22 protein-coding genes are annotated in these 22,654 nt (G+C 72.5%); 14 read left to right on the top strand and 8 right to left on the bottom strand.

Annotated features, from left to right (window positions below; translation table 11 throughout):
• Positions 1 to 2 precede the first annotated feature (2 nt).
• On the bottom strand, positions 3 to 1,364 hold the full coding sequence (locus ACGFZK_RS19215) for a glutamine synthetase family protein (RefSeq protein WP_030012459.1): 1,362 nt from the start codon (positions 1,362 to 1,364) through the stop codon (positions 3 to 5).
• Between the two features lie 232 nt (positions 1,365 to 1,596).
• Between ACGFZK_RS19215 and ACGFZK_RS19210 the strand changes: the two genes are divergently transcribed.
• From ACGFZK_RS19210 to ACGFZK_RS19195, 4 genes are all read left to right on the top strand, one after another.
• A complete protein-coding gene (locus ACGFZK_RS19210; protein WP_393850050.1) occupies positions 1,597 to 1,950 on the top strand; it encodes a hypothetical protein in 354 nt (117 codons plus the stop codon).
• 57 nt (positions 1,951 to 2,007) lie between these two features.
• Positions 2,008 to 2,709: a DUF3105 domain-containing protein gene (locus ACGFZK_RS19205; RefSeq protein WP_393850049.1), complete on the top strand. Its 702-nt coding sequence runs from the start codon at positions 2,008 to 2,010 to the stop codon at positions 2,707 to 2,709.
• Positions 2,706 to 3,482, top strand: a complete 777-nt coding sequence (locus ACGFZK_RS19200) for a DUF305 domain-containing protein (protein ID WP_393850048.1) — start codon at positions 2,706 to 2,708, stop codon at positions 3,480 to 3,482. Before ACGFZK_RS19205 ends, ACGFZK_RS19200 begins: the two co-directional genes overlap by 4 nt.
• 136 nt (positions 3,483 to 3,618) lie before the next feature.
• Positions 3,619 to 4,038, top strand: a complete 420-nt coding sequence (locus ACGFZK_RS19195) for a CBS domain-containing protein (protein ID WP_393850047.1) — start codon at positions 3,619 to 3,621, stop codon at positions 4,036 to 4,038.
• Here ACGFZK_RS19195 and ACGFZK_RS19190 read toward each other — a convergent pair.
• Positions 4,023 to 4,931, bottom strand: a complete 909-nt coding sequence (locus tag ACGFZK_RS19190; protein ID WP_393850046.1) for an alpha/beta fold hydrolase — start codon at positions 4,929 to 4,931, stop codon at positions 4,023 to 4,025. The genes ACGFZK_RS19195 and ACGFZK_RS19190 overlap by 16 nt on opposite strands.
• Positions 4,928 to 5,638 carry a DUF998 domain-containing protein gene (locus ACGFZK_RS19185; RefSeq protein ID WP_393850045.1) on the bottom strand — a complete coding sequence of 237 codons (711 nt, stop codon included), beginning with the start codon at positions 5,636 to 5,638 and terminating at the stop codon, positions 4,928 to 4,930. Before ACGFZK_RS19185 ends, ACGFZK_RS19190 begins: the two co-directional genes overlap by 4 nt.
• Before the next feature lie 72 nt (positions 5,639 to 5,710).
• On the opposite strand from ACGFZK_RS19185, the gene ACGFZK_RS19180 reads away from it, so the two are divergent.
• The 4 genes from ACGFZK_RS19180 (at position 5,711) to ACGFZK_RS19165 (ending at position 11,133) form a co-directional block, all read left to right on the top strand.
• Positions 5,711 to 6,172 (top strand): hypothetical protein, encoded by a 462-nt coding sequence (locus ACGFZK_RS19180; RefSeq protein WP_393850044.1) that lies wholly within the window; start codon positions 5,711 to 5,713, stop codon positions 6,170 to 6,172.
• Positions 6,173 to 6,271: 99 nt separating this feature from the next.
• On the top strand, positions 6,272 to 7,894 hold the full coding sequence (locus ACGFZK_RS19175) for a multicopper oxidase family protein (protein ID WP_393850043.1): 1,623 nt from the start codon (positions 6,272 to 6,274) through the stop codon (positions 7,892 to 7,894).
• 125 nt (positions 7,895 to 8,019) lie between these two features.
• A complete protein-coding gene (locus ACGFZK_RS19170; RefSeq protein WP_393850042.1) occupies positions 8,020 to 9,147 on the top strand; it encodes a DUF4352 domain-containing protein in 1,128 nt (375 codons plus the stop codon).
• Between the two features lie 231 nt (positions 9,148 to 9,378).
• A complete protein-coding gene (locus ACGFZK_RS19165; RefSeq protein WP_393850041.1) occupies positions 9,379 to 11,133 on the top strand; it encodes an NAD+ synthase in 1,755 nt (584 codons plus the stop codon).
• Positions 11,134 to 11,182: 49 nt separating this feature from the next.
• Here the strand turns inward: ACGFZK_RS19165 and ACGFZK_RS19160 are convergent, their stop codons facing one another.
• Complete coding sequence (locus ACGFZK_RS19160; RefSeq protein ID WP_393850040.1) at positions 11,183 to 12,211, bottom strand: endonuclease/exonuclease/phosphatase family protein; 1,029 nt, start codon at positions 12,209 to 12,211, stop codon at positions 11,183 to 11,185.
• 288 nt (positions 12,212 to 12,499) lie between these two features.
• On the opposite strand from ACGFZK_RS19160, the gene panB reads away from it, so the two are divergent.
• From panB to ACGFZK_RS19145, 3 genes are all read left to right on the top strand, one after another.
• On the top strand, positions 12,500 to 13,369 hold the full coding sequence (panB, locus tag ACGFZK_RS19155) for a 3-methyl-2-oxobutanoate hydroxymethyltransferase (protein WP_393850039.1): 870 nt from the start codon (positions 12,500 to 12,502) through the stop codon (positions 13,367 to 13,369).
• Positions 13,370 to 13,490: 121 nt separating this feature from the next.
• Entirely contained in the window at positions 13,491 to 14,504 is a 1,014-nt protein-coding gene (locus ACGFZK_RS19150; protein ID WP_393850038.1) for an ATP-binding cassette domain-containing protein, read from the top strand.
• On the top strand, positions 14,501 to 15,352 hold the full coding sequence (locus ACGFZK_RS19145) for an ABC transporter permease (protein ID WP_393850037.1): 852 nt from the start codon (positions 14,501 to 14,503) through the stop codon (positions 15,350 to 15,352). The genes ACGFZK_RS19150 and ACGFZK_RS19145 overlap by 4 nt, the downstream gene beginning before the upstream one ends.
• 56 nt (positions 15,353 to 15,408) lie before the next feature.
• Here the strand turns inward: ACGFZK_RS19145 and ACGFZK_RS19140 are convergent, their stop codons facing one another.
• Positions 15,409 to 18,711: a BTAD domain-containing putative transcriptional regulator gene (locus ACGFZK_RS19140; RefSeq protein WP_393850036.1), complete on the bottom strand. Its 3,303-nt coding sequence runs from the start codon at positions 18,709 to 18,711 to the stop codon at positions 15,409 to 15,411.
• A 72-nt stretch (positions 18,712 to 18,783) separates the two neighbouring features.
• On the opposite strand from ACGFZK_RS19140, the gene ACGFZK_RS19135 reads away from it, so the two are divergent.
• Positions 18,784 to 19,584 carry a site-2 protease family protein gene (locus tag ACGFZK_RS19135; RefSeq protein ID WP_393850035.1) on the top strand — a complete coding sequence of 267 codons (801 nt, stop codon included), beginning with the start codon at positions 18,784 to 18,786 and terminating at the stop codon, positions 19,582 to 19,584.
• A 29-nt stretch (positions 19,585 to 19,613) separates the two neighbouring features.
• Here ACGFZK_RS19135 and ACGFZK_RS19130 read toward each other — a convergent pair whose 3' ends face one another.
• Both ACGFZK_RS19130 and npdG read right to left on the bottom strand, forming a co-directional pair.
• Positions 19,614 to 19,808: a hypothetical protein gene (locus ACGFZK_RS19130; protein WP_393850034.1), complete on the bottom strand. Its 195-nt coding sequence runs from the start codon at positions 19,806 to 19,808 to the stop codon at positions 19,614 to 19,616.
• A gap of 179 nt (positions 19,809 to 19,987) precedes the next feature.
• Positions 19,988 to 20,692 carry an NADPH-dependent F420 reductase gene (npdG, locus tag ACGFZK_RS19125; protein WP_393850033.1) on the bottom strand — a complete coding sequence of 235 codons (705 nt, stop codon included), beginning with the start codon at positions 20,690 to 20,692 and terminating at the stop codon, positions 19,988 to 19,990.
• A gap of 84 nt (positions 20,693 to 20,776) precedes the next feature.
• On the opposite strand from npdG, the gene ACGFZK_RS19120 reads away from it, so the two are divergent.
• Positions 20,777 to 21,427: a hypothetical protein gene (locus ACGFZK_RS19120; RefSeq protein ID WP_393850032.1), complete on the top strand. Its 651-nt coding sequence runs from the start codon at positions 20,777 to 20,779 to the stop codon at positions 21,425 to 21,427.
• A 23-nt stretch (positions 21,428 to 21,450) separates the two neighbouring features.
• On the opposite strand, the gene ACGFZK_RS19115 is transcribed toward ACGFZK_RS19120, so the two are convergent.
• Positions 21,451 to 21,690 (bottom strand): hypothetical protein, encoded by a 240-nt coding sequence (locus ACGFZK_RS19115; RefSeq protein WP_393850031.1) that lies wholly within the window; start codon positions 21,688 to 21,690, stop codon positions 21,451 to 21,453.
• 71 nt (positions 21,691 to 21,761) lie between these two features.
• On the opposite strand from ACGFZK_RS19115, the gene map reads away from it, so the two are divergent.
• The gene (gene map / locus ACGFZK_RS19110; protein ID WP_393850030.1) at positions 21,762 to 22,619 is read left to right on the top strand and encodes a type I methionyl aminopeptidase; all 858 of its coding nucleotides are present in this window, start codon (positions 21,762 to 21,764) and stop codon (positions 22,617 to 22,619) included.
• Positions 22,620 to 22,654 lie beyond the last annotated feature (35 nt).

Genomic DNA, 22,654 nt, shown 5'->3' with positions numbered 1-22,654 from the left:
TCTTACAGGACCGGGAGGTTCTTGCGGAGTTCGAAGGCCGTGACCTCGCTCCGGTACTCCTCCCACTCCTGCTTCTTGTTGCGGAGGAAGAAGTCGAAGACGTGTTCGCCGAGGGTTTCGGCGACCAGTTCGCTGCGTTCCATGAGGGCGATGGCCTCGCCGAGGTTCTGCGGGAGGGGTTCGATGCCCATCGCGCGGCGTTCGGCGTCGGAGAGGGCCCAGACGTCGTCGTCGGCGCCCGCCGGGAGTTCGTAGCCCTCCTCGATGCCCTTGAGGCCGGCCGCGAGGAGGACGGCGTACGTGAGGTACGGGTTGGCGCCGGAGTCGATCGAGCGGACCTCCACGCGGGAGGAGCCCGTCTTGCCCGGCTTGTACATCGGGACGCGGATCAGGGCCGACCGGTTGTTGTGGCCCCAGCAGATGTACGAGGGGGCCTCGCCGCCCGCGCCCGCGCTGCGGGAGGAGCCGCCCCAGATGCGCTTGTAGGAGTTGACCCACTGGTTGGTGACCGCAGCCGTCTCCGCCGCGTGGCGCAGCAGGCCCGCGATGAAGGAGCGGCCGACCTTGGAGAGCTGGTATTCGGCGCCCGACTCGTAGAAGGCGTTGCGGTCGCCCTCGAAGAGGGAGAGGTGGGTGTGCATGCCCGAGCCGGGGTACTCCGAGAACGGCTTCGGCATGAAGGTGGCCTGGACGCCCTGCTCCAGCGCGACCTGCTTCATGACCAGGCGGAACGTCATGATGTTGTCGGCCGTCGAGAGCGCGTCGGCGTAGCGGAGGTCGATCTCCTGCTGGCCGGGGGCGCCCTCGTGGTGGCTGAACTCCACCGAGATGCCCATCGATTCGAGCATGGTGATCGCCTGGCGGCGGAAGTCCATGCCCACGTTCTGCGGAGTGTGGTCGAAGTAGCCGGAGTTGTCCGCCGGGACCGGGCGGGTGCCGTCCAGCGGCTTGTCCTTCAGCAGGAAGAACTCGATCTCCGGGTGGGTGTAGAAGGTGAAGCCCAGGTCGGAGGTCTTGGCCAGGATGCGCTTGAGGACGTAGCGCGGGTCCGCGAAGGACGGGGAGCCGTCCGGCATCAGGATGTCGCAGAACATCCGGGCGGTCCCGGGGGCCTCCGCGCGCCACGGCAGTATCTGGAACGTGCTGGGGTCCGGCTTGGCGATCATGTCGGACTCGTAGACCCGCGCGAAGCCCTCGATCGCGGAGCCGTCGAACCCGATGCCCTCGTCGAAGGCCTGCTCCAGCTCCGCGGGGGCGACCGCGACGGACTTCAGGAAGCCCAGTACGTCGGTGAACCACAGGCGCACGAAGCGGATGTCGCGCTCCTCAAGCGTCCGGAGGACGAATTCCTGCTGCTTGTCCATGCCTTCATCCTCGCAGTTCAGACGGCCTGTGCACCACCGCCTCGACAGTCGGGGCACAGTCGGGCCGACCCAGTATTGCCAGCGCTGGTTTCCGCCACATTACGCACCCGGGAAAGCTCACGGCACCCCCACACTGACCTGGGACCGGTCATGAGCATTACCATCTGCGCCCATGGGGGGCCGGCAGCACACGCAGCCGGGGCGTCGCGGACGTCCCGGACTTCGGCGTGCCGTGCTGCTGACGGTCTTCGGCGTGCTGGCCGGCGCGCTGCTGCTGTGTGCGCGTTCGGGCGAGTCGCACGTCCCGCCACCGGGCGGGCAGGCGCAAGCGCAGGCGCACGGTGCGGCACCCGAGTCGGCGCACGGTTCGGAGCACGCCGTCTGCGTGTCCCCGTACGACCTGCCCGGCTGCTCGCCCCGCGCGCGTGTCACCCCGGGCGTGCTGCCCGTTCCGCCGCCCGCCGTGACCGTCGTCGGCGGCGAGCTGCCGCCCGTGCCGCCGGCCCACGGGGCGTCCCGGATCCGGCCGTACGGGGCGACGCCGCGCGCCCCCGGCCCGTATGCCCTCCAGGTGCTGCGGACCTGACAGGTCCGGTTCGGTTTCGCGTTCATCCACCCCCCTCAGCAGAAGGAACCAGGGCACATGGCCAGCAAGTCCGGCAGGACCAACCAGCACACCGACCCGAACTCGCGCCAGGCGCGCATAGCCGAGATGCGCCGCGCCGACAAGATCCGGGAGCGGCGCAACAAGGCCATCGCGATCACGGCCGCGTCGGCGATCGTCGTCGGCCTCGTCGGCTTCGGCACGTGGGTGATGATCGACCAGAAGCAGGCCGAGGAGCGCAAGCAGGCGGCCGCGGAGCAGATCCGCAAGGAGGCCGAGGAGGTCCGCAAGAAGCCGGTCGAGGGCGAGCAGCTCTGGGAAGCGAAGAAGCTGGGCCGCAATCACGTCGAGACCCCGGTGAAGTACGAGATGAACCCCCCGGTCGGCGGGGACCACCACCCCCGCTGGATGAACTGCAACGGTGACGTCTACACGAACCCGCTGCCGGAGGTGAACGCCGTGCACTCGCTGGAGCACGGCGCGGTCTGGGTGACGTACAACGACAAGGCCCCCAAGGCCGACGTGGACAAGCTCGCCGCGACCGTCGGCAAGACCCCCTACACGCTGATGAGCCCGGTCAAGGAGCAGACGGGCGCGATCATGCTCAGCGCGTGGGGCAAGCAGCTGACCGTGGACAGCGCGGACGACCCCCGGGTGAAGCAGTTCTTCACCAAGTACGTGCAGGGGGAGCAGACCCCGGAGCCGGGCGCGGCCTGCACGAGCGGGCTGGCCGGCAAGTGAGCCGCCCGGTCCGCCCCGTCCCCCGTACGTACTGGGTTGCGGGCACGGCCGTCCTGCTCGCCCTGCTGTTCGCCGCGGCGGCCACGGTCGCCGCGGCGAACGGCAGCGGTTCCGGCGCTTCCGGCGGCTTCGGCGAGCCGTCCCGTACGGCGCCCCGGACGCCGGGGCTGCACTCGCCGGACGCGGGCTTCGCGCGGGACATGGCGGTGCACCACCAGCAGGCGGTGGAGATGTCCTTCATCGTGCGCGACCGCACCCAGGACGAGTCCGTACGCACCCTCGCCTACGACATCGCCAACACCCAGGCCAACCAGCGGGGCATGCTGCTCGGCTGGCTGGACCTGTGGGGGCTGCCGAAGGTGGTGGCCGACGAGCCGCCGATGTCGTGGATGGCCGCATCCGGCGGCCACGGCGGGAACGGCGGGAACGGCGGGAACGGCGGGAACGGTGGCCACGGCGGGCACACGGGGAACGGCGGCGGCGCGGGCACCGGCGCGGCCGGTGCCAAGCCCGGCGCACTGATGCCGGGCATGGCCACCAAGGAGGAGCTGGCGCAGTTGGGCTCCGTCTCGGGCCGGGACGCGGAGGTGCTCTTCCTCCAGCTGATGACCGACCACCACCAGGGCGGCGTCGCGATGGCCGAGGGCTGTGCGCAGCAGTGCGAGACCCCGGTGGAGCGGGCGCTGGCACAGGGCATGGTCGACGCGCAGCGCTCGGAGCTCACCCTGATGGCGAACATGCTGGGGCAGCGCGGGGCCGCGCCGCGCGGGTGACGGGACACGCCCGTACGGTGGGGGGAGGCGCCCTCTCACCCGTACGGGCGTGTGCTCCACGGTGTGGGGCGTGGGGGGACGCCGCGCCGGACGCGTCCGCGCCCGGCGTCGAACGGCGTGCTCAGGAGGTTCAGCGATGACCACCGCCGCAGACATCATGCACCCCGGGGCCCAGTGGATTCCCGCCACCGAGACCCTCGACCGGGCCGCACAGCTGATGGCCCGGCTCAATGTGGGCGCCCTGCCCATCAGCGACTCCGAGGAGCGGCTGTGCGGCATCATCACCGACCGCGACATCGTCGTGAACTGTGTGGCCAAGGGCCACGACCCGGAGAAGGTCACGTGCGGTGAGATGGCCCAGGGCACTCCGCGCTGGATCGACGCGGGCGCGGACGTCACCGACGTGCTGGAGGAGATGCAGAGCCACCAGATCCGCCGGCTGCCCGTGATCCGGAACAAGAAGCTGGTCGGCATGATCAGCGAGGCCGACCTCGCCCAGCACCTCTCCGACGACCAGATGGCCACCTTCGTCGAGAAGGTCTACGCGCGGGTCTGACCCCCCTCGGCCGCTGCCAGGACCGCCCGGGCCACCTGGTCCGGGCGGTCCAGCATGACCAGGTGCCCGGCGGGTTCGGCGACCTCGAAGCGGGCGCCGAGCAGGTCGGCGAGCTCCGCCTGGCGGGACAGCCAGTGCAGGGCCGAGCGGCCGGCCGAGCCGTCGTGACCGGCGAGGACGGTGGTGGGGGCGGTCAGCGGGTGGGTCGCGCGCAGGGCCTGCAGTTCGGCGGCCATGTCCGGGTAGCGGGAGTTCTCCAGCAGGGCGCCGCGCCAGACCCGGCCGGTGCGGTAGCAGCGGCGTACGAGGTCCCGTGCGGCCGGGTCGGAGCCGCCGGTGCGCGAAGCCCGTACGGTGGCCCGCCGGACCAGTGACCCCAGCGCGGCCGGCAGTCCGGCGGCGGTGACGGCCCGGCCGAGGGCCCGGGCGGCGCCGGTGCGCAGCGCGGCGGGCACGGCCGTACGGGGTGCCTCCTCCACGCTGCCGTCGACCAGGACGACGGCGGCGGTGCGCTCCGGGTACAGGCGGGCGAAGGCCTCGGCGTGGAACCCTGCGAGGGAGTGCCCGACGACGGTGACGGGGGCGGCGGGCCCGGGCAGCCCGAGCGCGTCCAGCAGGCCGGCGATCCGGTGGGCCTCCCCGGCGGTGGTCGGCGGCGCGGTGGCCGGGCCGCTGAGGCCGTGTCCGGGGCGGTCGAAGCGGACGACGGTGCGGCCCGCGGCGACGAGCGGTGCGACGACCGGGTCCCAGTCGAACCAGGCCATGGCGAGCCCGGCGCTGAGGACGCACACGGGGCCGCGGCCCTCGACGACGACGTGCAGCGGGACCCCGGCCCCGCCCACGCGGACGAACCGGCCGGGGACGGTCCCGTACGCCCTCTCGGACGGGCTCACGTACGGCCTTCCCTGTGGACGGAGTAGGCGAGGAGGCCCAGCCAGAGGGCCACGAGCAGCACCTGGAGCCGCTGCCCGGCGCCGAGGGCCCAGGTCCCGCGCCCGGCGGTGAACAGGGCGATCGCGGTCAGGGTCCAAACGGTGGCGAGCAGTTCGAGGACGACCAGCGCGGGGCCGTAGCGGGCGAGCGGGGCGAACCAGCCGTAGCGGCGGGCGGCGACCGTCAGGGCCACCAGGCCGACCAGGGCGCCGGTCATGGCGAGGCTGCTGCTGGCGGCGTGGGCCTGGTGGGTGGCGGGGACCAGCCCGGCGGTCTCCCGGGCGGCGCACACGGGGTCCGCGGTGGGGGTGCAGCTCAGCGGCAGCCAGGCGTCGGCGGCGGTGGCCGCGCCGAAGAGGGTGACCCCGGCCCAGCCGGTGACCGCCCAGGGGCGGCGGGACTCCGCGAACCGCTGCAGCCGGATGAGCGCCAGCAGCCCGCCGGCGAAGGCGAGCAGCCCGGCGGTGAAGTCGGTGGCCCGGAAGAGGCCACCGAGGGGCTGGTCCTGGGCGGCGAGCTCGCTGACGTACGTCTCGATGGGGTTGAGTCCGGTGGAGAGGACGACTTCGAGCACCCACGCGGTGTAGGCGGCGGCGGCGAGGCCGATCAGCGTGGCGACCGGCCAGGCGGTCCGCGGAGAGAGCCCGTGGAGGGCACGTGGGGACATAGTGTGACTAATCCTAGGCAGACCCGGGGTCGGTCCGACGGCCGGATACCCACCCCGGGTAGGGTTCCCGTCATGACGCGCAGTGCTCAGCGAGCCGCCCCCGGGGCCCGGTTGCTGCTGCTCGCCGCGCTGTTGCTGGGCATCGTCACGATGCACACCTTGGGCCACCCGGCTGAGTCCCACGCCCTGGAGGACGTGTCCCCGGCCCACTCCGTTGCCTCGGCGGGGGTGTCCGCCCCGGCCGCACACGGTGGCACCCGCCACACTCCGGCCCCGGCCCCGGCCGTCGACGTGGCCATGGCTCCGGCCACCGCGTGGGCATACCCGATGCCCGCGACCGGCATGGACCCCATGTCGGTCTGCCTCGCCGTGCTCGCGGGGCTCGTCGTGCTGCTCATCGGCACCGGCCGGGCAGGATCCCGCGGCGCCGCGCCGCTCGGGGGCGCGGCCCGCATAGTGGGCCGGTCCGGCGGCGGCCCGGACCCGCCGTCCCCCCGCGAGCTCCTCACCCGGCTGGCGGTCCTGCGGATATAGGCCCGGTTCCGGCCGTCGCCCCTGCATGCCCCCGCATGCCCGTGGGACGGCGCCGAACCGTGCCCATGCTCCGTAACACCACACCCACGAGGTGCTTCCATGCGCTCTCTTCCCACCCGCCGCTCGGTGCTCGGCGCGTCCGCGGCCGTCGTCGGCTCCGGGCTGCTCGCCGCCTGCTCCGGTTCTGCCGGTTCCTCCGGAGGAACCGGCACCGGCACCGGAACCGGCCACGGCTCGATGAACCACGGCGGCTCCGCCGCCGACGTGCCCGGGGGGTACGTGGACCCGGCCGGCCCCGAGGTGCGGGCCGCCGAGGCCGCCCGCAAGGCCACCAGCCCCCTCACCGAGGTCAAGGTGACCGCCACCGCCACCCCCCTCGACCTCGGCGGCGGCATCACCGTCCGCTCCTGGGCCTACGGGGACAGGCTGCCGGGCCAGGAGGTCCGGGCCACCGCCGGCGGCACCCTCTCCCTCACCCTGGCCAACAACCTTCCCGAGGCCACCTCCATGCACTGGCACGGCCTCGCGCTGCGCAACGACATGGACGGCGTCCCGGGGCTGACCCAGCGGGACATCGCCCCGGGCGCGTCGTTCCCGTACAAGTTCGCCGTGCCCGACCCGGGGACGTACTGGATCCACCCGCACACCGGCGTCCAGCAGGACCGCGGCCTGTACGCCCCGCTGATCATCGAGGACCCGAAGGAGCCCCTCTCCTACGACAAGGAGTGGGTGGTGGTCCTGGACGACTGGATCGACGGAGTGGACGGGGCCACCCCGGACGCCGTCCTCGCCGAGCTCCGCAAGGGCATGAACGGCAACGAGGGAGCGCATGCGGCCCACGGCAAGACGCCTTCCTCCCCCGCCCCTTCCCCCAGCAGCAGCGGCAAGCGCTCCTACGTCGCCATGGGCGGCCACAGCGACTACCTCGGCGGGGACGCGGGCGACGTGGTCTACGCCCACTACCTGATCAACGGGCGGGTCGCGGACGACCCGTCGGTCCTCACCGCCCGCCCCGGGGACCGGATCCGGCTGCGCATCATCAACGCGGGCGGGGACACCGCCTTCCGCATCGCCCTCGGGGACCACGAACTGACGGTCACCCACACCGACGGCTACCCCGTGGAGCAGACGAAGACGGGCTCGCTGCTGCTGGGCATGGGCGAGCGGTACGACGTCCTGGTCACCGCCAAGGACGGGGTGTTCCCGCTCACCGCACTGGCCGAAGGCAAGGAGGGCTCGGCACTCGCCGTGCTGCGCACCGGCTCGGGGACGGCGCCCACGGCCGCGACCCGGCCCGCCGAGCTGGACGCGCCGCCGCTGACGGCGGGCGGGCTCAGGGCCGCCGAATCGGCCGCAATCGCCCCGCGCGATCCGGACCGTACGGTGCAGATCCGGCTGACCGGCTCCATGCGGACGTACAACTGGGCCTTCGACGGCAAGCCGTACACGCCCGACCAGCGCCATCCGGTGAAGGCGGGCGAGCGGGTCCGGCTCGTGTTCGCCAACGCGACGCCCATGTGGCACCCGATCCACCTGCACGGGCACACCTTCGCGCTGGGCGAGCAGGAGCGCGGCGTGCGCAAGGACACCGCGATCCTGCTGCCGGGCCGCAGGCTGACGGTGGACTTCGACGCGGACAACCCCGGGCTGTGGATGACGCACTGTCACAACGTCTACCACTCGGAGTCCGGGATGATGACGGTCCTCGGCTACCAGCTGTAGGTCGTGCGCCCTTCCCGCCCGGCCCCCGCTCCGGGGCCGGGCGGGAATTCGGACGGGCCGGGGGCGTGGGCATGGCACCCTTGCCGTGATCACGACTGTCGCGACAAAAGGACGACCCCGCCGGTATGAGCTCCCCGCCGAACCCGCCCAGCAATCCCGTACCCGAGACGGACTCCATACCGGCGCCCGCGCAGCCGCTCTCGCTGGAGAAGACCCCGGCCGCCCCCGCGACGCCCGAGGCGCCCGCGACGCCGGAGGCCCCCGAAACCTCTGCGGCACCCGAGACCTCCGAGACCCCGGAGCCGGCCCCCGCTCCCGCTCCCGCCCCGGAGCCGTTCGCCCCGGTCATGCCCGCCCCCGCTCCCGCGGCCCCGGGCTTCGGCACACCCGGCGCCCCCGGTGCCCCCGGTGCCCCCGGCAACGTCTGGGGCGAGTCCGCCCCCCGCTTCCCCGGAGCCCCGTACCCCGGGTACCCGCAGGCCACCCCGACCTCCAACGGCCTGGCCGTCGCCGCCCTCATCACCGGCGGCTTCGGCATCCTCCTCGGCATCATCCCGTTCGTCTTCTGGGCCGGCACCGTGATCGCCGCCGTCGGCGTGGGCCTCGGCATCGGCGGCATCGTCCGCGCCAACAGGGGCGCCCCGAACAAGTCGATGGCCGTCGTAGGCACCGTGCTCGGCGTGGTCGGCATGCTCGCCTCGGTCGGCGGCCTCTTCCTCACCGTCCTGGTCGTCGACCGGGCCGCCGACCGCGTCGACCAGCGGATCGAGGACGAGGACTGGGGTCACGATCTGGACGGGCCCGAACCCAGCGGTGAGCCCTGGCCGTCCAAGTCCCCGTCGCCCACCCAGGTCCCCGGCGTGACCAGCGCGTTGCCCTTCGGGGAGACCTTCACCTACCCGAACGGCGTCAAGGTGAGCCTCTCGGCTCCGACGAAGTACAAGCCGAAGGACGAGTACTCCCGCGAGAGGATCGAGAACGCGATCCAGGTCACCATCACCATCACCAACGGCTCGACCACGCCGTTCGAGGTGGGGTACCCCCTGCCCACCCTCCGCGACGACAAGGGCATGACCGCCGAGATGGTCTTCGACCTGGGCATGCCGAAGGTGATCAAGGGTGCCATCATGCCGGGCGAATCGGCCAGCGGGGTCGTGGCCTTCGAGGTCCCCGAGGGCACCAAGAACGTCACCGCGCAGATCTCCCCCGGGGTCCTGCCTGACGACGTGAAGTTCGCCGGTCCGATCGGCTGACCCCGGGGGCGCCTTGCCGATCGGGCCGGGCTCGCGGCACCTGGTGCGCACGCTCGCCGCGTTCTCGTCGGTCACCGACGCTCCGCGTCGACTCCCTCCTCGGCGTTGCGACCGCACGCACCAGGCACCACTCCCTGACCCGGCCCGACCGACAAGACACCCCAGCCTCACAACGCCGGAAACGGGCGGGGTCCAGGACATCGCGTCAGAAAGACGATTACACTGGGCCCCGTGCCTCAACTTCGACTCGCTCTGAATCAGATCGACTCGCACGTCGGCGACATCGCCGCCAACGCCGACTCGGTCGTCCACTGGACCCGGCACTCCGCCGAGCAGGGCGCCCACCTGGTGGCGTTCCCGGAGATGGTGCTGACCGGGTACCCCGTCGAGGACCTCGCCCTGCGCGGTTCCTTCGTGGAGGCCTCCCGTACCGCGCTGCGCGGGCTCGCGCAGCGGCTGGCCACCGAGGGCCTCGGGGAGCTGCCGGTCATCGTCGGCTACCTCGACCGCACCGAGCGGGCCGTGCCCCGGCTGGGCCGCCCGGCCGGCTCCCCGGAGAACGCGGCCGCCGTGCTGCACCGCGGCGAGGTCGTCCTGCGCTTCGCCAAGCACCACCTCCCCAACTACGGCGTCTTCGACGAGTTCCGGTACTTCGTGCCGGGCAACACGCAGCCGGTGATCCGGGTGGGCGGGGTCGACGTGGCCCTGGCCATCTGCGAGGACCTCTGGCAGGAGGGCGGCCGGGTCCCGGCCACCCGCTCCGCCGGGGCCGGGCTCCTGATCTCCGTGAACGCCTCCCCGTACGAGCGCAACAAGGACGACCTGCGCCTCGAGCTGGTCCGCAAGCGGGCCCAGGAGGCCGGCTGCACCCTCGCCTACCTGGCGATGATCGGCGGCCAGGACGAGCTGGTCTTCGACGGCGACTCGATCGTCGTCGACGCCGATGGGCAGGTCATCGCCCGCGCCCCGCAGTTCTCCGAGGGCTGCGTCCTGGTCGACCTCGACCTGCCCGCCGCGCGCGCCGACGCGCCCGAGGGCGTGGTGGAAGACGGTCTGCGGATCGAGCGCGTGATCCTCTCCGAGGAGCCGGTGGAGCCGTACGATCCGGTCGTCACCGGCGGCTACGCCGACCGGCTCGACGACGACGAGGAGATCTACGACGCGCTGGTCGTGGGACTGCGCGCCTACGTCAGGAAGAACGGCTTCCGCTCCGTCCTGATCGGGCTCTCCGGCGGGATCGACTCCGCGCTCGTCGCCGCCATCGCCTGCGACGCGATCGGCGGGCAGAACGTGTACGGCGTCTCGATGCCCTCGAAGTACTCCTCGCACCACTCCCGGAGCGACGCGGCCGACCTGGCCGAACGCACCGGGCTGAACTTCCGTACCGTCTCCATCGAGCCGATGTTCGACGCCTACATGGGCTCGCTGGGCCTGACCGGCCTGGCCGAGGAGAACCTGCAGTCCCGGCTGCGCGGCACCACGCTGATGGCGCTCTCCAACCAGGAGGGCCACATCGTGCTGGCCCCGGGCAACAAGTCGGAGCTGGCCGTCGGCTACTCCACCCTGTACGGCGACTCGGTGGGTGCGTACGGCCCCATCAAGGACGTCTACAAGTCGGACGTCTTCCGGCTCGCGGAGTACCGCAACCGGGCCGCCGTCGAGCGCGGCGAGGTCCCGCCCATCCCGGAGAACTCGATCGTGAAGCCGCCGAGCGCCGAGCTGCGCCCGGGCCAGGTGGACACGGACTCGCTGCCGGACTATCCGGTGCTCGACGCGATCCTGGCCATGTACGTGGACCGGGACCAGGGCATGGACGCCATCGTGGCGGCCGGCTTCGACGCGGAGCTGGTGGCCAGGACCCTGCGCATGGTGGACACCGCGGAGTACAAGCGCCGCCAGTACCCGCCGGGCACGAAGATCTCGGCCAAGGGCTTCGGCAAGGACCGCCGGCTGCCCATCACGAACGGCTGGCGCGAGCGGGCCTGATCGGCAAGACGGGCCCGGGAGGCGCGCACGCCTCGCCGGCCGCGGGCGGTCAGGGCTTCACGGTGACCCGGGCCGCCACGGGGAGGTGGTCGCTGCCCGTGCGGGGCAGGGTCCAGGAGGCCTCCGGCCGGATCCCGCGGACCATGATCTGGTCGATCCGGGCCATGGGGAACTGCGCCGGCCAGCTGAAGCCGAAGCCGTCGCCCGCCGCGCCCTGGGTGGAGCGCATCTGCGAGGTGACCTCGGACAGGGCGCGGTCGTTCATGGTGCCGTTGAGGTCGCCGAGCAGGATGACCTTCTTCAGCGGTTCGGCGGCGAGGGCCGCGCCCAGCGCGTCGGCGCTGTCGTCGCGCTGGTTGGCGGTGAAGCCGGCGTTCAGCTTGACCCGGACCGAGGGCAGGTGGGCGACGAAGGCGGCGACCTCCCCGTACGGGGTGGCGACGGTGGCGCGCATGGCGCGGGTCCAGCCCATCCGGATGTCGACGGGCGCGCTGCGGCTGAGCGGGTACCGGCTCCACAGGCCGACGGTGCCCTCGACGGAGTGGTACTTGTACGTGGCCGCGAGGGCCTTCTCGTAGACGGGGACGGCGTCGCCCTTGAGCTCGGTCAGGGCCAGGACGTCGGCGCCGGAGCGGGCGACCGACTCGGCGGTGCCGCGCGGGTCGGGGTTGTCGGCGTCGACGTTGTGGGTGGCCACCACCAGGTTGCCGCCGGAGCCGGACTTGTCGCTGACCAGGCCGGCGAAGAGGTTCGCCCAGACCGCGGCCGTCAGCACGATCGCGATGAGCGCGGTCGCGGACCGGCGGTAGACGGCTCCGGCCAGCAGCAGCGGGACGGCCAGGCCCAGCCAGGGCAGGAAGGTCTCGGTGAGGCTGCCGAGGTTGCCCACGTCGTTGGGCAGCTCCGCGTGGAAGATCATGACCAGCGAGATCAGCGTGGCGATCCCGGCGAGGACCAGTCCGCGCCGCCAGATCCCCGGGTCCTTGCGCAGTGCGGTCAGCCGGCGCCGGAGGCGGGTTCCGGAGGGCTCGGGGTCCGAGCCGCCGTTCCCCGACTCCGTCATGTACGCCTGTGCCATACCACTGCCCTCACTGCCGTGCTCGCGCTCCGTCCCCGCCCCTTGACCCTAGGCGATGAACCGGAGCCTTCCGTGCCGTACGTCGCGACCGCCGTTCACGGTCGTACGTCCGGGAGGACGAACGGCCGTACGCAGGGGGTTCCGCTTGTCACGAAACGCGCACATTGGAGCGCGTGGCCGGGCTCGCACTGCGGACCACTTCCGCCTTTGCCCGCGCGGATGCCACCATGGGGGGTGAGTCCGGGGACGCCGTGAGGGCGCCTCGAGATGACACAAGGAGCAGTTGCAATGACGCATGCCGTTTCGCCTGCCCGCGAATCCGCATCCGCGGCCTCCCCCACCCTGTACGGAGGCACGGGTACCCGGCGCATCACCGTCCGCGACCTGACCCTCGCCAAGGAACGCGGCGAGAAGTGGCCCATGCTCACCGCCTACGACGCGATGACCGCGTCCGTCTTCGACGAGGCCGGTATCCCGGTCATCCTCGTCGGCGACTCCATGGGCAACTGCCACCTCGGCTACGACTCCACCGTCCCGGTGACGATGGACCAGATGACCATGCTCTCGGCGGCCGTCGTGCGCGGTACGAGCCGTGCGCTCGTCATCGGCGACATGCCCTTCGGTTCGTACCAGGAAGGCGCCGTGCAGGCGCTGCGCAGCGCCACCCGTCTCGTCAAGGAGGCCGGGGTCGGAGCGGTGAAGCTGGAGGGCGGCGAGCGCTCGCTGGCCCAGACCGAGCTGATCGTGCAGTCCGGTATCCCCGTCATGTCCCACCTGGGCCTGACCCCGCAGTCGGTCAACGCCATGGGCTACCGGGTGCAGGGGCGCGGCGACGAGGCCGCGCACCAGCTGCTGCGCGACGCGAAGGCGGCGCAGGACGCGGGTGCGTTCGCGGTGGTGCTGGAGCTCGTTCCGGCCGAGCTGGCGGCCGAGGTCACCCGGTCCCTGCACATTCCGACGGTCGGCATCGGCGCGGGCGCGGACTGCGACGCGCAGGTGCTGGTGTGGACGGACATGATGGGCCTGACCGGCGGAAAGATGCCGAAGTTCGTCAAGCAGTACGCGAAGCTCCGCGAGACCATGACCGGCGCGGCGAGGGCCTTCGCCGAGGACGTGGTCGGCGGAACGTTCCCGCAGGCGGAGCACGCCTTCCACTGATGCGGTGAACCCTCGCTCCGACAGCCCGCCGACCGAATGTCGGCGGGCTGTCGTACGTTTGTCGTACCGCTGTCGGTCGGCTGTCGGTGCTTTGTCAGTGGCGGCTGCTCCCATAGGGGGCATGACGCGAAACGACAACAAGCCCAACGCCGTGGAGGTACGGGGGCTGGTCAAGCACTACGGCGAGACCAAGGCCCTCGACGGTGTCGACCTGGACGTACGGGAGGGGACGGTCCTCGGGGTCCTCGGTCCCAACGGCGCCGGCAAGACGACGCTGGTCCGCTGCCTGTCCACCCTGGTCGTCCCCGACGCCGGCACCGCGACCGTCGCGGGCTACGACGTGGTCCGCCAGCCGCGGCAGCTGCGCCGCACCATCGGCCTCACCGGCCAGTACGCCTCGGTCGACGAGAAGCTTTCCGGCTGGGAGAACCTCTACATGATCGGGCGGCTGCTCGACCTCTCCCGCAAGGACGCCCGCCGCCGCGCGGACGAGATGCTGGAGCGGTTCTCCCTGACCGACGCGGCCAAGAAGGCCGCCATGAACTACTCCGGCGGTATGCGCCGCCGGCTCGACCTCGCCGCCTCCCTGATCGGCAACCCGGCCGTGCTCTACCTGGACGAGCCGACCACCGGTCTCGACCCGCGCACCCGCAACGAGGTGTGGGACGAGGTCCAGCGCCTCGTCGCGGAGGGCGCCACCGTACTGCTCACCACCCAGTACATGGAGGAGGCCGAGCAGCTCGCGAGCGAGCTGACGGTCATCGACCGCGGCAAGGTCATCGCCAACGGCAAGGTCGACGAGCTGAAGGCACGCGTCGGCGGCCGCACCCTGAAGATCCGCCCGGTGGCCGCGTCGGACCTGCCCGGCATGGCCCGCTCGCTGGCCGAGGCCGGACTGGACGGCGTGGCCGGCAGCCAGGCCGTACCGGACGAGGGCGTGCTGCTGGTCCCGATCCTGAGCGACGAACAGCTGACGGCCGTCGTCGGCCTGCTGGCCGCCCGCGGGTACGCGATCGCCGACCTCGGCACCTACCTGCCCAGCCTCGACGAGGTGTTCCTGGCCATCACCGGCCAGAAGCCCGCCTCCGTCGAGGACTCCGTTCCCACCGAGCAGACCGAGGAGGTCGCGGCATGAGCACCGTAACCACGACGAAACCCGCCCCGACCGCGCCCGGTCCGGCCGCGGTGGACGGCCGGACCGGCGAGGGCCGGATCGGCCTGCGCGCCAACCTGCGGCACATCGGCGCGCTGGTGCGCCGCAACGCCCTGCAGATCAAGCAGGACCCCGAGTCGATGTTCGACGTCCTGTTCATGCCGGTCATCTTCACGCTGCTGTTCGTGTTCGTCTTCGGCGGCGCCGTCTCCGGCAAGGGCAACCAGAGCGAGTACGTCAGCTACCTGGTCCCGGGTCTCATGGCCATGATGGGCATGAACATCGCGATGGCGGTGGGCACCGGGGTCAACGACGACTTCAAGAAGGGTGTGATGGACCGCTTCCGGTCCATGCCGATCGCCCGGTCGTCCGTACTCCTCGCCAAGATCGTCGTCGAGATCGGCCGGATGCTCGTGGCCATCACGATCCTGCTGGGCATGGGCTTCATCCTGGGCCTGTCGATCAAGGGCTCGATCGTGGACCTCTTCCTGTCCATCGGCCTGTCGGTCGTCTTCGGCGCCTCGCTCATGTGGATCTTCATCCTGCTGGGTCTCACCCTGAGCTCCGCGCAGGCCGTCCAGGGCATGGCCATGATGGTGCTCATGCCGCTCCAGTTCGGCAGCTCCATCTTCGCCATGCCGTCCACGATGCCGGGCTGGCTGCAGACCTTCACGGACTACAACCCGCTGTCCAACCTGGCCGACGCGGCCCGGGCCCTGATCAACGGGACGCCGGTGGGCGACTCGGTGTGGATGACCCTGGCCTGGTCGGTCGCCATCACCGCGGTCACCATGCCGCTCGCGGTACGCAAGTTCCGCCAGAAGACCTGACCTGCGGACCGATCCGTTCGGATCGCGTCCCGGACGGACACCGGCCGGGGGCCGGGTCAGATGAGGGCGGTGGCCTCCTCCAGGGTGAGGCCGCCGCCTTCGGCGTACGCCTTCTCGTAGGCGGCGTCACCCAGCGCCGCCCGTGCCAGCTCCTGCGCGCGGGCGAGGTCCTCGCGTTCCGTCGTCACCGGGAAGTGCGCGGGCGGCAGCAGCGCCCGGTAGGCGCCCAGCAGCCGTGCGGCGTCGTACTCCCGGCGCGGACCGCCGAGCGAGACCAGGGAGAGGGCCGCGGTCATCAGGTAGACCGCGGGCATCTGCGGGGCCACCATCCGCGCCATCGGGTCCAGGGCGGTGCCCATGGCCTCGCGCAGCCGGTCGAGGGCCTCCTCGTACAGCCCCTGCCGGTTGTCCAGCCAGGCCATCGTGCCGAGCAGGAAGCCGTCGAAGATGGCGAACGCGCCGAAGGCGAACTCGTCCCGCAGGAGTTGCAGCTGGCGGCGCGCCTCGGGGATCCGTCCCGTGCGGCCGAGGATGCCCGCGAGGAACATCCGGGCGGCGGGCATGGCCTCGTTGCCGTACCGCTGCACCGTGGCCGTGATCTCGGTGAGGATCCGCTCGGCCTCCTCGATCTGCCCGGCCTCGGTCAGCGTCCCGGCCATCCGTACGCGCAGCACCGTCACCTGGGCCAGGGCGCCGAGGCGCTCGGCGTAGGCGATGGCCTCGCGGTAGTCGCGGGCGGCCGGTGCGTACTCGCCGCGCTTCTCACGGGCCTCGGCGCGGGCGGACAGCGCCTCGGCACAGCCCCAGGCGTCGCCGAGTTCGCGGAACAGGGCCAGGCTCTCGTCGGCGTCGCGGGAGGCGTCCCCGGCCCAGTCGGCCCGGTTGGCGAGGATGTTGGCGCGCAGCTGGAGGGCGGAGGCCAGCTCCCAGCGGTAGCCGAGCTCGCGGGCGGTCGTGACGGTCGCGTCGACGACCGTCTTGAGCAGTCCGGGGTCCCCGGCGATCATGACGGCGTAGATCCACAGGGAGGCGGGGGTCCGGCAGGTCTGCGGGAGTCCGGGCCGGTAGGTGGCGAGCACCCCGTCGATCAGGGCGCGGACCGCGGGGGTGTTCCAGGTCTCGTTGGTCTGGTCACGGGAGGCCAGCAGGACCAGGTTGAGGGCGCGCCAGCCCTCGGTGCGCGTTTCGCCGGAGTAGGGCGGGGGCGTGTCGACGAGCCGTTCGTAGACGGGCTCGGCGGGGGCGAAGGGCGCCTCGAAGGGGTTGGGGCCGAGCGCGGCGCCGGCCTCGGCCCAGTGCCGGGACTCGGAGCGCAGGTCGTGCATGTGCCAGTACCAGCCCAGGGAGTGGATGAGGCACAGGACTTCGTCGGCGTCGCGGACGGTGACGGCCCGGCGCAGGGCGGTACGCAGGTTCTCGTACTCGGTGGCGAGCCGGTCGGCGGCCGCCCGCTGGCCGTGGCCGCGCAGCAGCGGCTCGGTGGTGCGGGCGAGTTCGCGGTAGTGGACGAGGTGGCGGTGCTCGGTGGCCTCGCGGTCGCCGTGGGCCTCGGCGAGGCGTTCGGCGGCGTACTCGCCGACCGTCTCCAGCAGGCGGTAGCGCATGCCGGAGCCGTCGGGTCCGGGCGCGGCCACGACGAGGGACTTGTCGACGAGGGAGCCGACGATCTCGGCGGCGTCGTACGAGGCCGGGTCGCAGGGGTCGGCGCAGACGGCCTCGGCCGCGGCGAGGTCGCAGCCGCCGGCGAAGACGGACAGCCGGCGCAGGACGGTGCGTTCGGCCTCGTCGAGGAGGTCCCAGGACCAGTCGACGACGGCGCGCAGGGTCTGCTGGCGGGGCAGGACGGTACGGGCGCCACTGGTCAGGAGCCGGAACCGGTCGTCGAGGCGGTCGGCGATCTGGCGCGGGGTGAGCAACCGCAGCCGGGCGGCGGCCAGCTCGATGGCCAGCGGCAGACCGTCGAGGCGGCGGCAGATCTCGGCGGCCGCGGCCGGGTCCTGCGCCACGGTGAACCCGGCGCGGGCGGCGGCCCCGCGGTCGCCGAGCAGCCGCAGCGCGACGGGGTCGGGCAGCGGCTCCACCGGGCGCAGGGACTCCCCCGGGACACCGAGGGGTTCGCGGCTGGTGGCCAGGATCCGTACGCCGGGGCAGTGCGTGAGCAGCCGTTCGGCGAGCTCGGCGGCGGCGCCGATGACGTGCTCGCAGTTATCGAGCAGCAGCAGGAGCCGACGGCGTGCACAGTGCTCGGCGAGCCGGTCGAGCGGGTCGTCCCCGGCGCGTTCGGTGAAGGCCCGCAGCTCCTCGGCGGCGGCGCCGCGCAGCTTGGTCTCCCGGGCCCCGAGCGCGGCGAGGGTGGCTTCGGCGACGTCCTCCGGGTCGTCGACCGGGGCCAGTTCGACGAGCCACACCCCGTCGGGCCAGGCGCTCTCGTCCTGGGCCTCGGCGGCCTCCTGGGACAGCCGTGTCTTGCCGGCGCCGCCGGGCCCGAGGAGCGTGACGAGGCGGGCCCGCGCGAGGTCCTCCCCGATGACGCGGATGTCGTCCTCGCGCCCGACGAAGGTGGTCAGGCGGGCCCGCAGATTGCCCGCGGACACCGGAGCCGGGACGGGGGCGGGCGCCGGAACGGCGAGTGGGGGTCGCGGGCCGGCGTCCGAGGCCAGCAGTTCGGCGTGCAGGGCGCGCAGGTCCGGCCCCGGGTCCGCGCCCAGGCGGTCGGCCAGTTCGCGGCGGACGGCGTCGTAGGCGGCCAGCGCCTCCGCCGGGCGGCCCGCGTCGCGCAGGGCCCTGATGCGCAGGGTGTGCAACGGCTCGTCCAGCGGATGCTGCGCGCACAGCGCGGTCAGCTCCGGCAGACACCCCTGGGCCTCGCCCAGCGCCAGGGCCGCCGCGAGCCGCCCCCGGCGCGCGTCCATCCGTACGGCCTCCCAGCGGGCGGCCTCCGCGGCCGGATCGGGCAGGTCGGCCAGGGCCGGTCCGCGCCACAGGGCGAGGGCCTCCTCGTACAGGGCGGCCGCCTCGGCCGGGTCGGGCGCCGCGCCCCCGGCCCGGACCAGCCGCTCGAAGCGGTACAGGTCGACGTCCTCCCGCTCGGCGGCCAGCTCGTAGCCGCCCTCCGCGGAACGCACGGCCGCGTGCCCGAGCGCCCGCCGCAGCCGGGCGACCAGCGCCTGCAGGGCCGCCACCGCGTCGGCCGGCGGGTCCCCGTCCCACACCTCGTCGACGAGCAGCCGGGCCGGCACCACCCGCCCCGGCCGCAGCGCGAGCGCGGTCAGGAGCGCCCGAAGGCGCGCTCCGCCGACGGCCACGGGGGTCCCGTCGTCGTGGATGGCCTGGGCAGATCCGAGAATCGCGTAACGCACCGGCCCATTGTCCCCGTCCCCGGACCCGGCCCCCCACCGTTTTCCGCCGGGCGTCCGGGATAGGTTTCCCGCATGGGGCATCAGGGGCACCGCGGAGAGCGGCAGATCAGTTCGGTATTCCTCGGCATCGCCGCCGTCATGGCCGTGACGGGCTGGGCGGTGTGGACGGGGTACTCGGCGAGCGCCGGACTCGCCGTGTTCCTCTTCGTGACCTCGGCGTGGATCGTCTCCCTGTGCCTGCACGAGTACGCGCACGCCCGCACCGCCCTGCACGGCGGCGACCTCACGGTGGGCGCCAAGGGCTACCTGACGCTGAACCCGCTCAAGTACACGCACGCGCTGCTCAGCATCGTGCTGCCGGTGGTCTTCGTGATCCTGGGCGGCATCGGCCTGCCCGGCGGCGCGGTCTTCATCGAGCGCGACCGGATCCAGGGCCGCTGGAAGCACAGCCTCATCTCGGCGGCGGGCCCGCTGACCAACGTGCTCTTCGCGCTGGTGTGCACGGCCCCGTTCTGGCTGGACGGCCTGGACGGGGTGCCGTTGGCCTTCCGCTACGCGCTCGCCTTCCTCGCACTGCTCCAGGTCTCGGCGGCGATCCTGAACTTCCTGCCGGTGCCGGGCCTCGACGGCTACGGGGTCATCGAGCCCTGGCTGTCGTACCGGGTGCGCCGCGAGGTGGAACCGCTGGCGCCGTTCGGTCTGCTCGCGGTGTTCGCGCTGCTGTGGATCCCGGGGGTCAACGCGTTCTTCTTCGACGTGGTGGACGGGCTGCTGTCCGGCCTCGGCGTGTCGGACCTGGAGACCTACTGCGGCCGCGACCTCTACACCTTCTGGCGCGACACGGACGGCCTGTGCACCGTGCCGCAGGACTAGGCCGTCCCTTCCGGATCTTGCCGGGCGGCCTAGGCCGCGTTGCTGCGCGCGGCCGCGGTCTTCTCGGCCTTCGCCTTGCGCAGGTAGTACCAGGCCATGTTGGACGTGAGGCCGGCCAGCAGCACCCACACGATCCCGAGGAAGCTGCCCTCGACGAAGGCGACGACGGCCGCGGCCACCGCACAGAGGCAGACGACAACGGCGAAGACGGCAAGGCGGGGCATGGGGAGAGCTCCTCGAAAACACTGAACGGGGCCGAGCCCCTCCAGTGTCCCCCATGCCCCGCAGTGCTGTCGTAAGGACTCCGGCGGATCGCATCCTGCTCGTTTTCGGCGGGCTGACCGGCCTCCCGGTGGTCGGGGTCCCCGCGGGGCCCGGCCACCGGGGCAGGGACACGGCCGGATCAGACGTCCGTGATGCGCAGGCCCGCGTGGGCCTTGTAGCGGCGGTTGGTGGAGATCAGGTTGGCCACCAGGGACTCGACCTGGTGGGCGTTGCGCAGGCGGCCCGCGAAGACGCCGCGCATGCCGGGGATCCGGGCGGCCAGGGCCTGGACGATGTCCGTGTCGGCGCGGGCCTCGCCGAGGACCATCACGTCGGTGTCGATCTCGTCGATGGACTCGTCCTGGAGCAGGACGGCCGAGAGGTGGTGGAAGGCCGCCGTGACGCGGGAGTCCGGGAGCAGGGCGGCGGCCTGCTGGGCGGCGCTGCCCTCTTCGACCTGGAGGGCGTACGCGCCCTGCTTGTCAAAGCCCAGCGGGTTGACGCAGTCCACCACGAGCTTGCCGGCGAGGTCCTCGCGCAGGGCTTCGAGGGTCTTGGCGTGGCCCTCCCACGGCACCGCGATGATGACGATGTCGCTGCGGCGCGCGCACTCGGCGTTGTCCGCGCCCTCCACACCGAGGCCCAGTTCGCCGGCCGCGGTCTGCGCGCGGTCGGCGGCGCGGGAGCCGATGATCACCTTCTGGCCGGCCCGGGCCAGCCGGTAGGCCAGGCCCCGGCCCTGGTCACCGGTGCCGCCGAGGACGCCGACGACGAGGCCGGACACGTCCGGCAGCTCCCACGGGTCCTTGACCGGCGGCTTCTGCGTGTTGTCTGAGGAAGTCATGGGGGCGAGGGTACTGCCGGGTAGCCCACAGTCGAAGGGGAGGGAACCGCTCCCCGTGTCGCTTCGATGGTGCAGGATGCCGGTATGGACGCCGTGAGGGTCGCGCTGCTGCGCGAGGTGCTCGCCGGTACGCAGTGGCCGGGCGCCGCGCGCCGCTTCGCCGGGTCGCTGCGCCGGTCCGTCGTACCGGCCCGCGGGCACCTGCTGCTGGTGGGGACCGAGGGCTACGAGCCCTGGCACCTGGCGGCGCACCTGGTGGACGAGGCCGCCTGGTCGGGCCTGCCGGAGCTGGCGCCCACGCTCGTACGCCACCACGTGCGGCCCGGGGAGCCGCCGCACCTGTCGGTGGGGCTGGGCAGGCTGGCCGCGGCCCGGCGCGGGCACACGCTGCTGGTGGTGTCGCCCGGGGCGCCGGGCGAGGGGCTGCTGGAGCGCGTCCACGACGCCCGGCGCGCGGGGGCGACCGTACTGTCCCTGGACGGCGGGGACCCGGACCTGGGGACACTTGCCCACGAGGCTCTGTCGGTGCCGGGGGCGGTCTCGGTGCCGGTGTCGGGGCCGGCCGGTGAGGGCGCCGAGCCGGAGGGCGAGATGGACCTGGACACCGTGCAGCACCTGGTCAGCGCGGCGGCCGGGGAGAACAGCACGCCGGTGCAGCGCGGACCGCGCCGCTTCCGGGACCGGCTGGCGCGGCTGGCCGACCAGCTGACCGCGCCGCCGCCCAGCCGCTGGTAGGCCTCGCCCCTACGCCCGACGCCCTACGCCGTGCCCGTGCCCTCTTCGTCCTCGCGGGTCTTGTCGTTCCACTTGGGGTCGTTCTGCCATTCGAGGTTGCGTTCCTGCGCCGTCTCCATGGCGTGGTTCGCCTCCTCCGGGGTTCCGTACGGCCCGAACCGGTCCTTGGCCGGGCAGTCGGGGCCTTCCTCGACCTTCTTGTGGACCAGGCAGTAGTACCACTCGCCGGGTTTGCCCACCTGACGCTTCTTGAACAGGGCCATCGTCGTCGGGCTCCTCTCATACCTCTCTATCCCGCCATGCTGCCCCATCCCCGCTGGATACACTCGCTTGCATGTCTGGCCAGTCGCTGCTCGTACCCGGCGAGCTCTCCCCCGTCCGTTCCGTTCCCGGCAACATCCGCCGGCCCGAGTACGTGGGCAAGCCCGCGCCCACTCCGTACACCGGACCGGAGGTGCAGTCGGCCGAGACCATCGAGGCCATGCGCATCGCCGGCCGCATCGCCGCCCGGGCGATGGAAGAGGCCGCCAAGCTGATCGCGCCGGGGGTGACCACCGACGAGCTCGACCGGGTCGCCCACGCGTACATGTGCGACCACGGGGCCTACCCCTCGACGCTCGGATACCGGGGCTTCCCCAAATCGCTGTGCTCCTCCGTGAACGAGGTCATCTGCCACGGCATCCCCGATTCCACCGTCCTGCGCGACGGCGACATCGTGAACCTCGACGTGACCGCGTACATCGGCGGCGTACACGGCGACAACAACGCGACCTACCTGTGCGGGGAGGTGGACGAGGAGTCGCGGCTGCTGGTGGAGCGCACCCGGGAGGCGCTGAACCGGGCCATCAAGGCCGTCAAGCCGGGCCGCCAGATCAACATCATCGGCCGGGTCATCGAGTCGTACGCGAAGCGCTTCGGCTACGGCGTGGTCCGGGACTTCACCGGCCACGGCATCAACTCGTCCTTCCACTCCGGCCTGATCGTCCCGCATTACGACAGCCCGCACGCCACCACCGTCATCGAGCCCGGCATGACCTTCACCATCGAGCCGATGCTGACCCTGGGCACCCACGAGTACGACATGTGGGAGGACGGCTGGACGGTCGTCACGAAGGACCGCAAGCGCACGGCACAGTTCGAGCACACGCTGGTGGTGACGGACTCGGGCGCGGAGATCCTGACCCTTCCGTAGCCGCCCCAGCCGCTCCCACCGCTCCCACCGCTCCC

It is taken from the genome of Streptomyces sp. NPDC048257, assembly GCF_043201855.1.
In the GTDB taxonomy this organism is placed as follows: Bacteria; Actinomycetota; Actinomycetes; order Streptomycetales; family Streptomycetaceae; genus Streptomyces.
The sequence above is the reverse complement of the archived record's forward strand: the minus strand, read 5'-3'. Positions and strand labels throughout refer to the sequence as shown.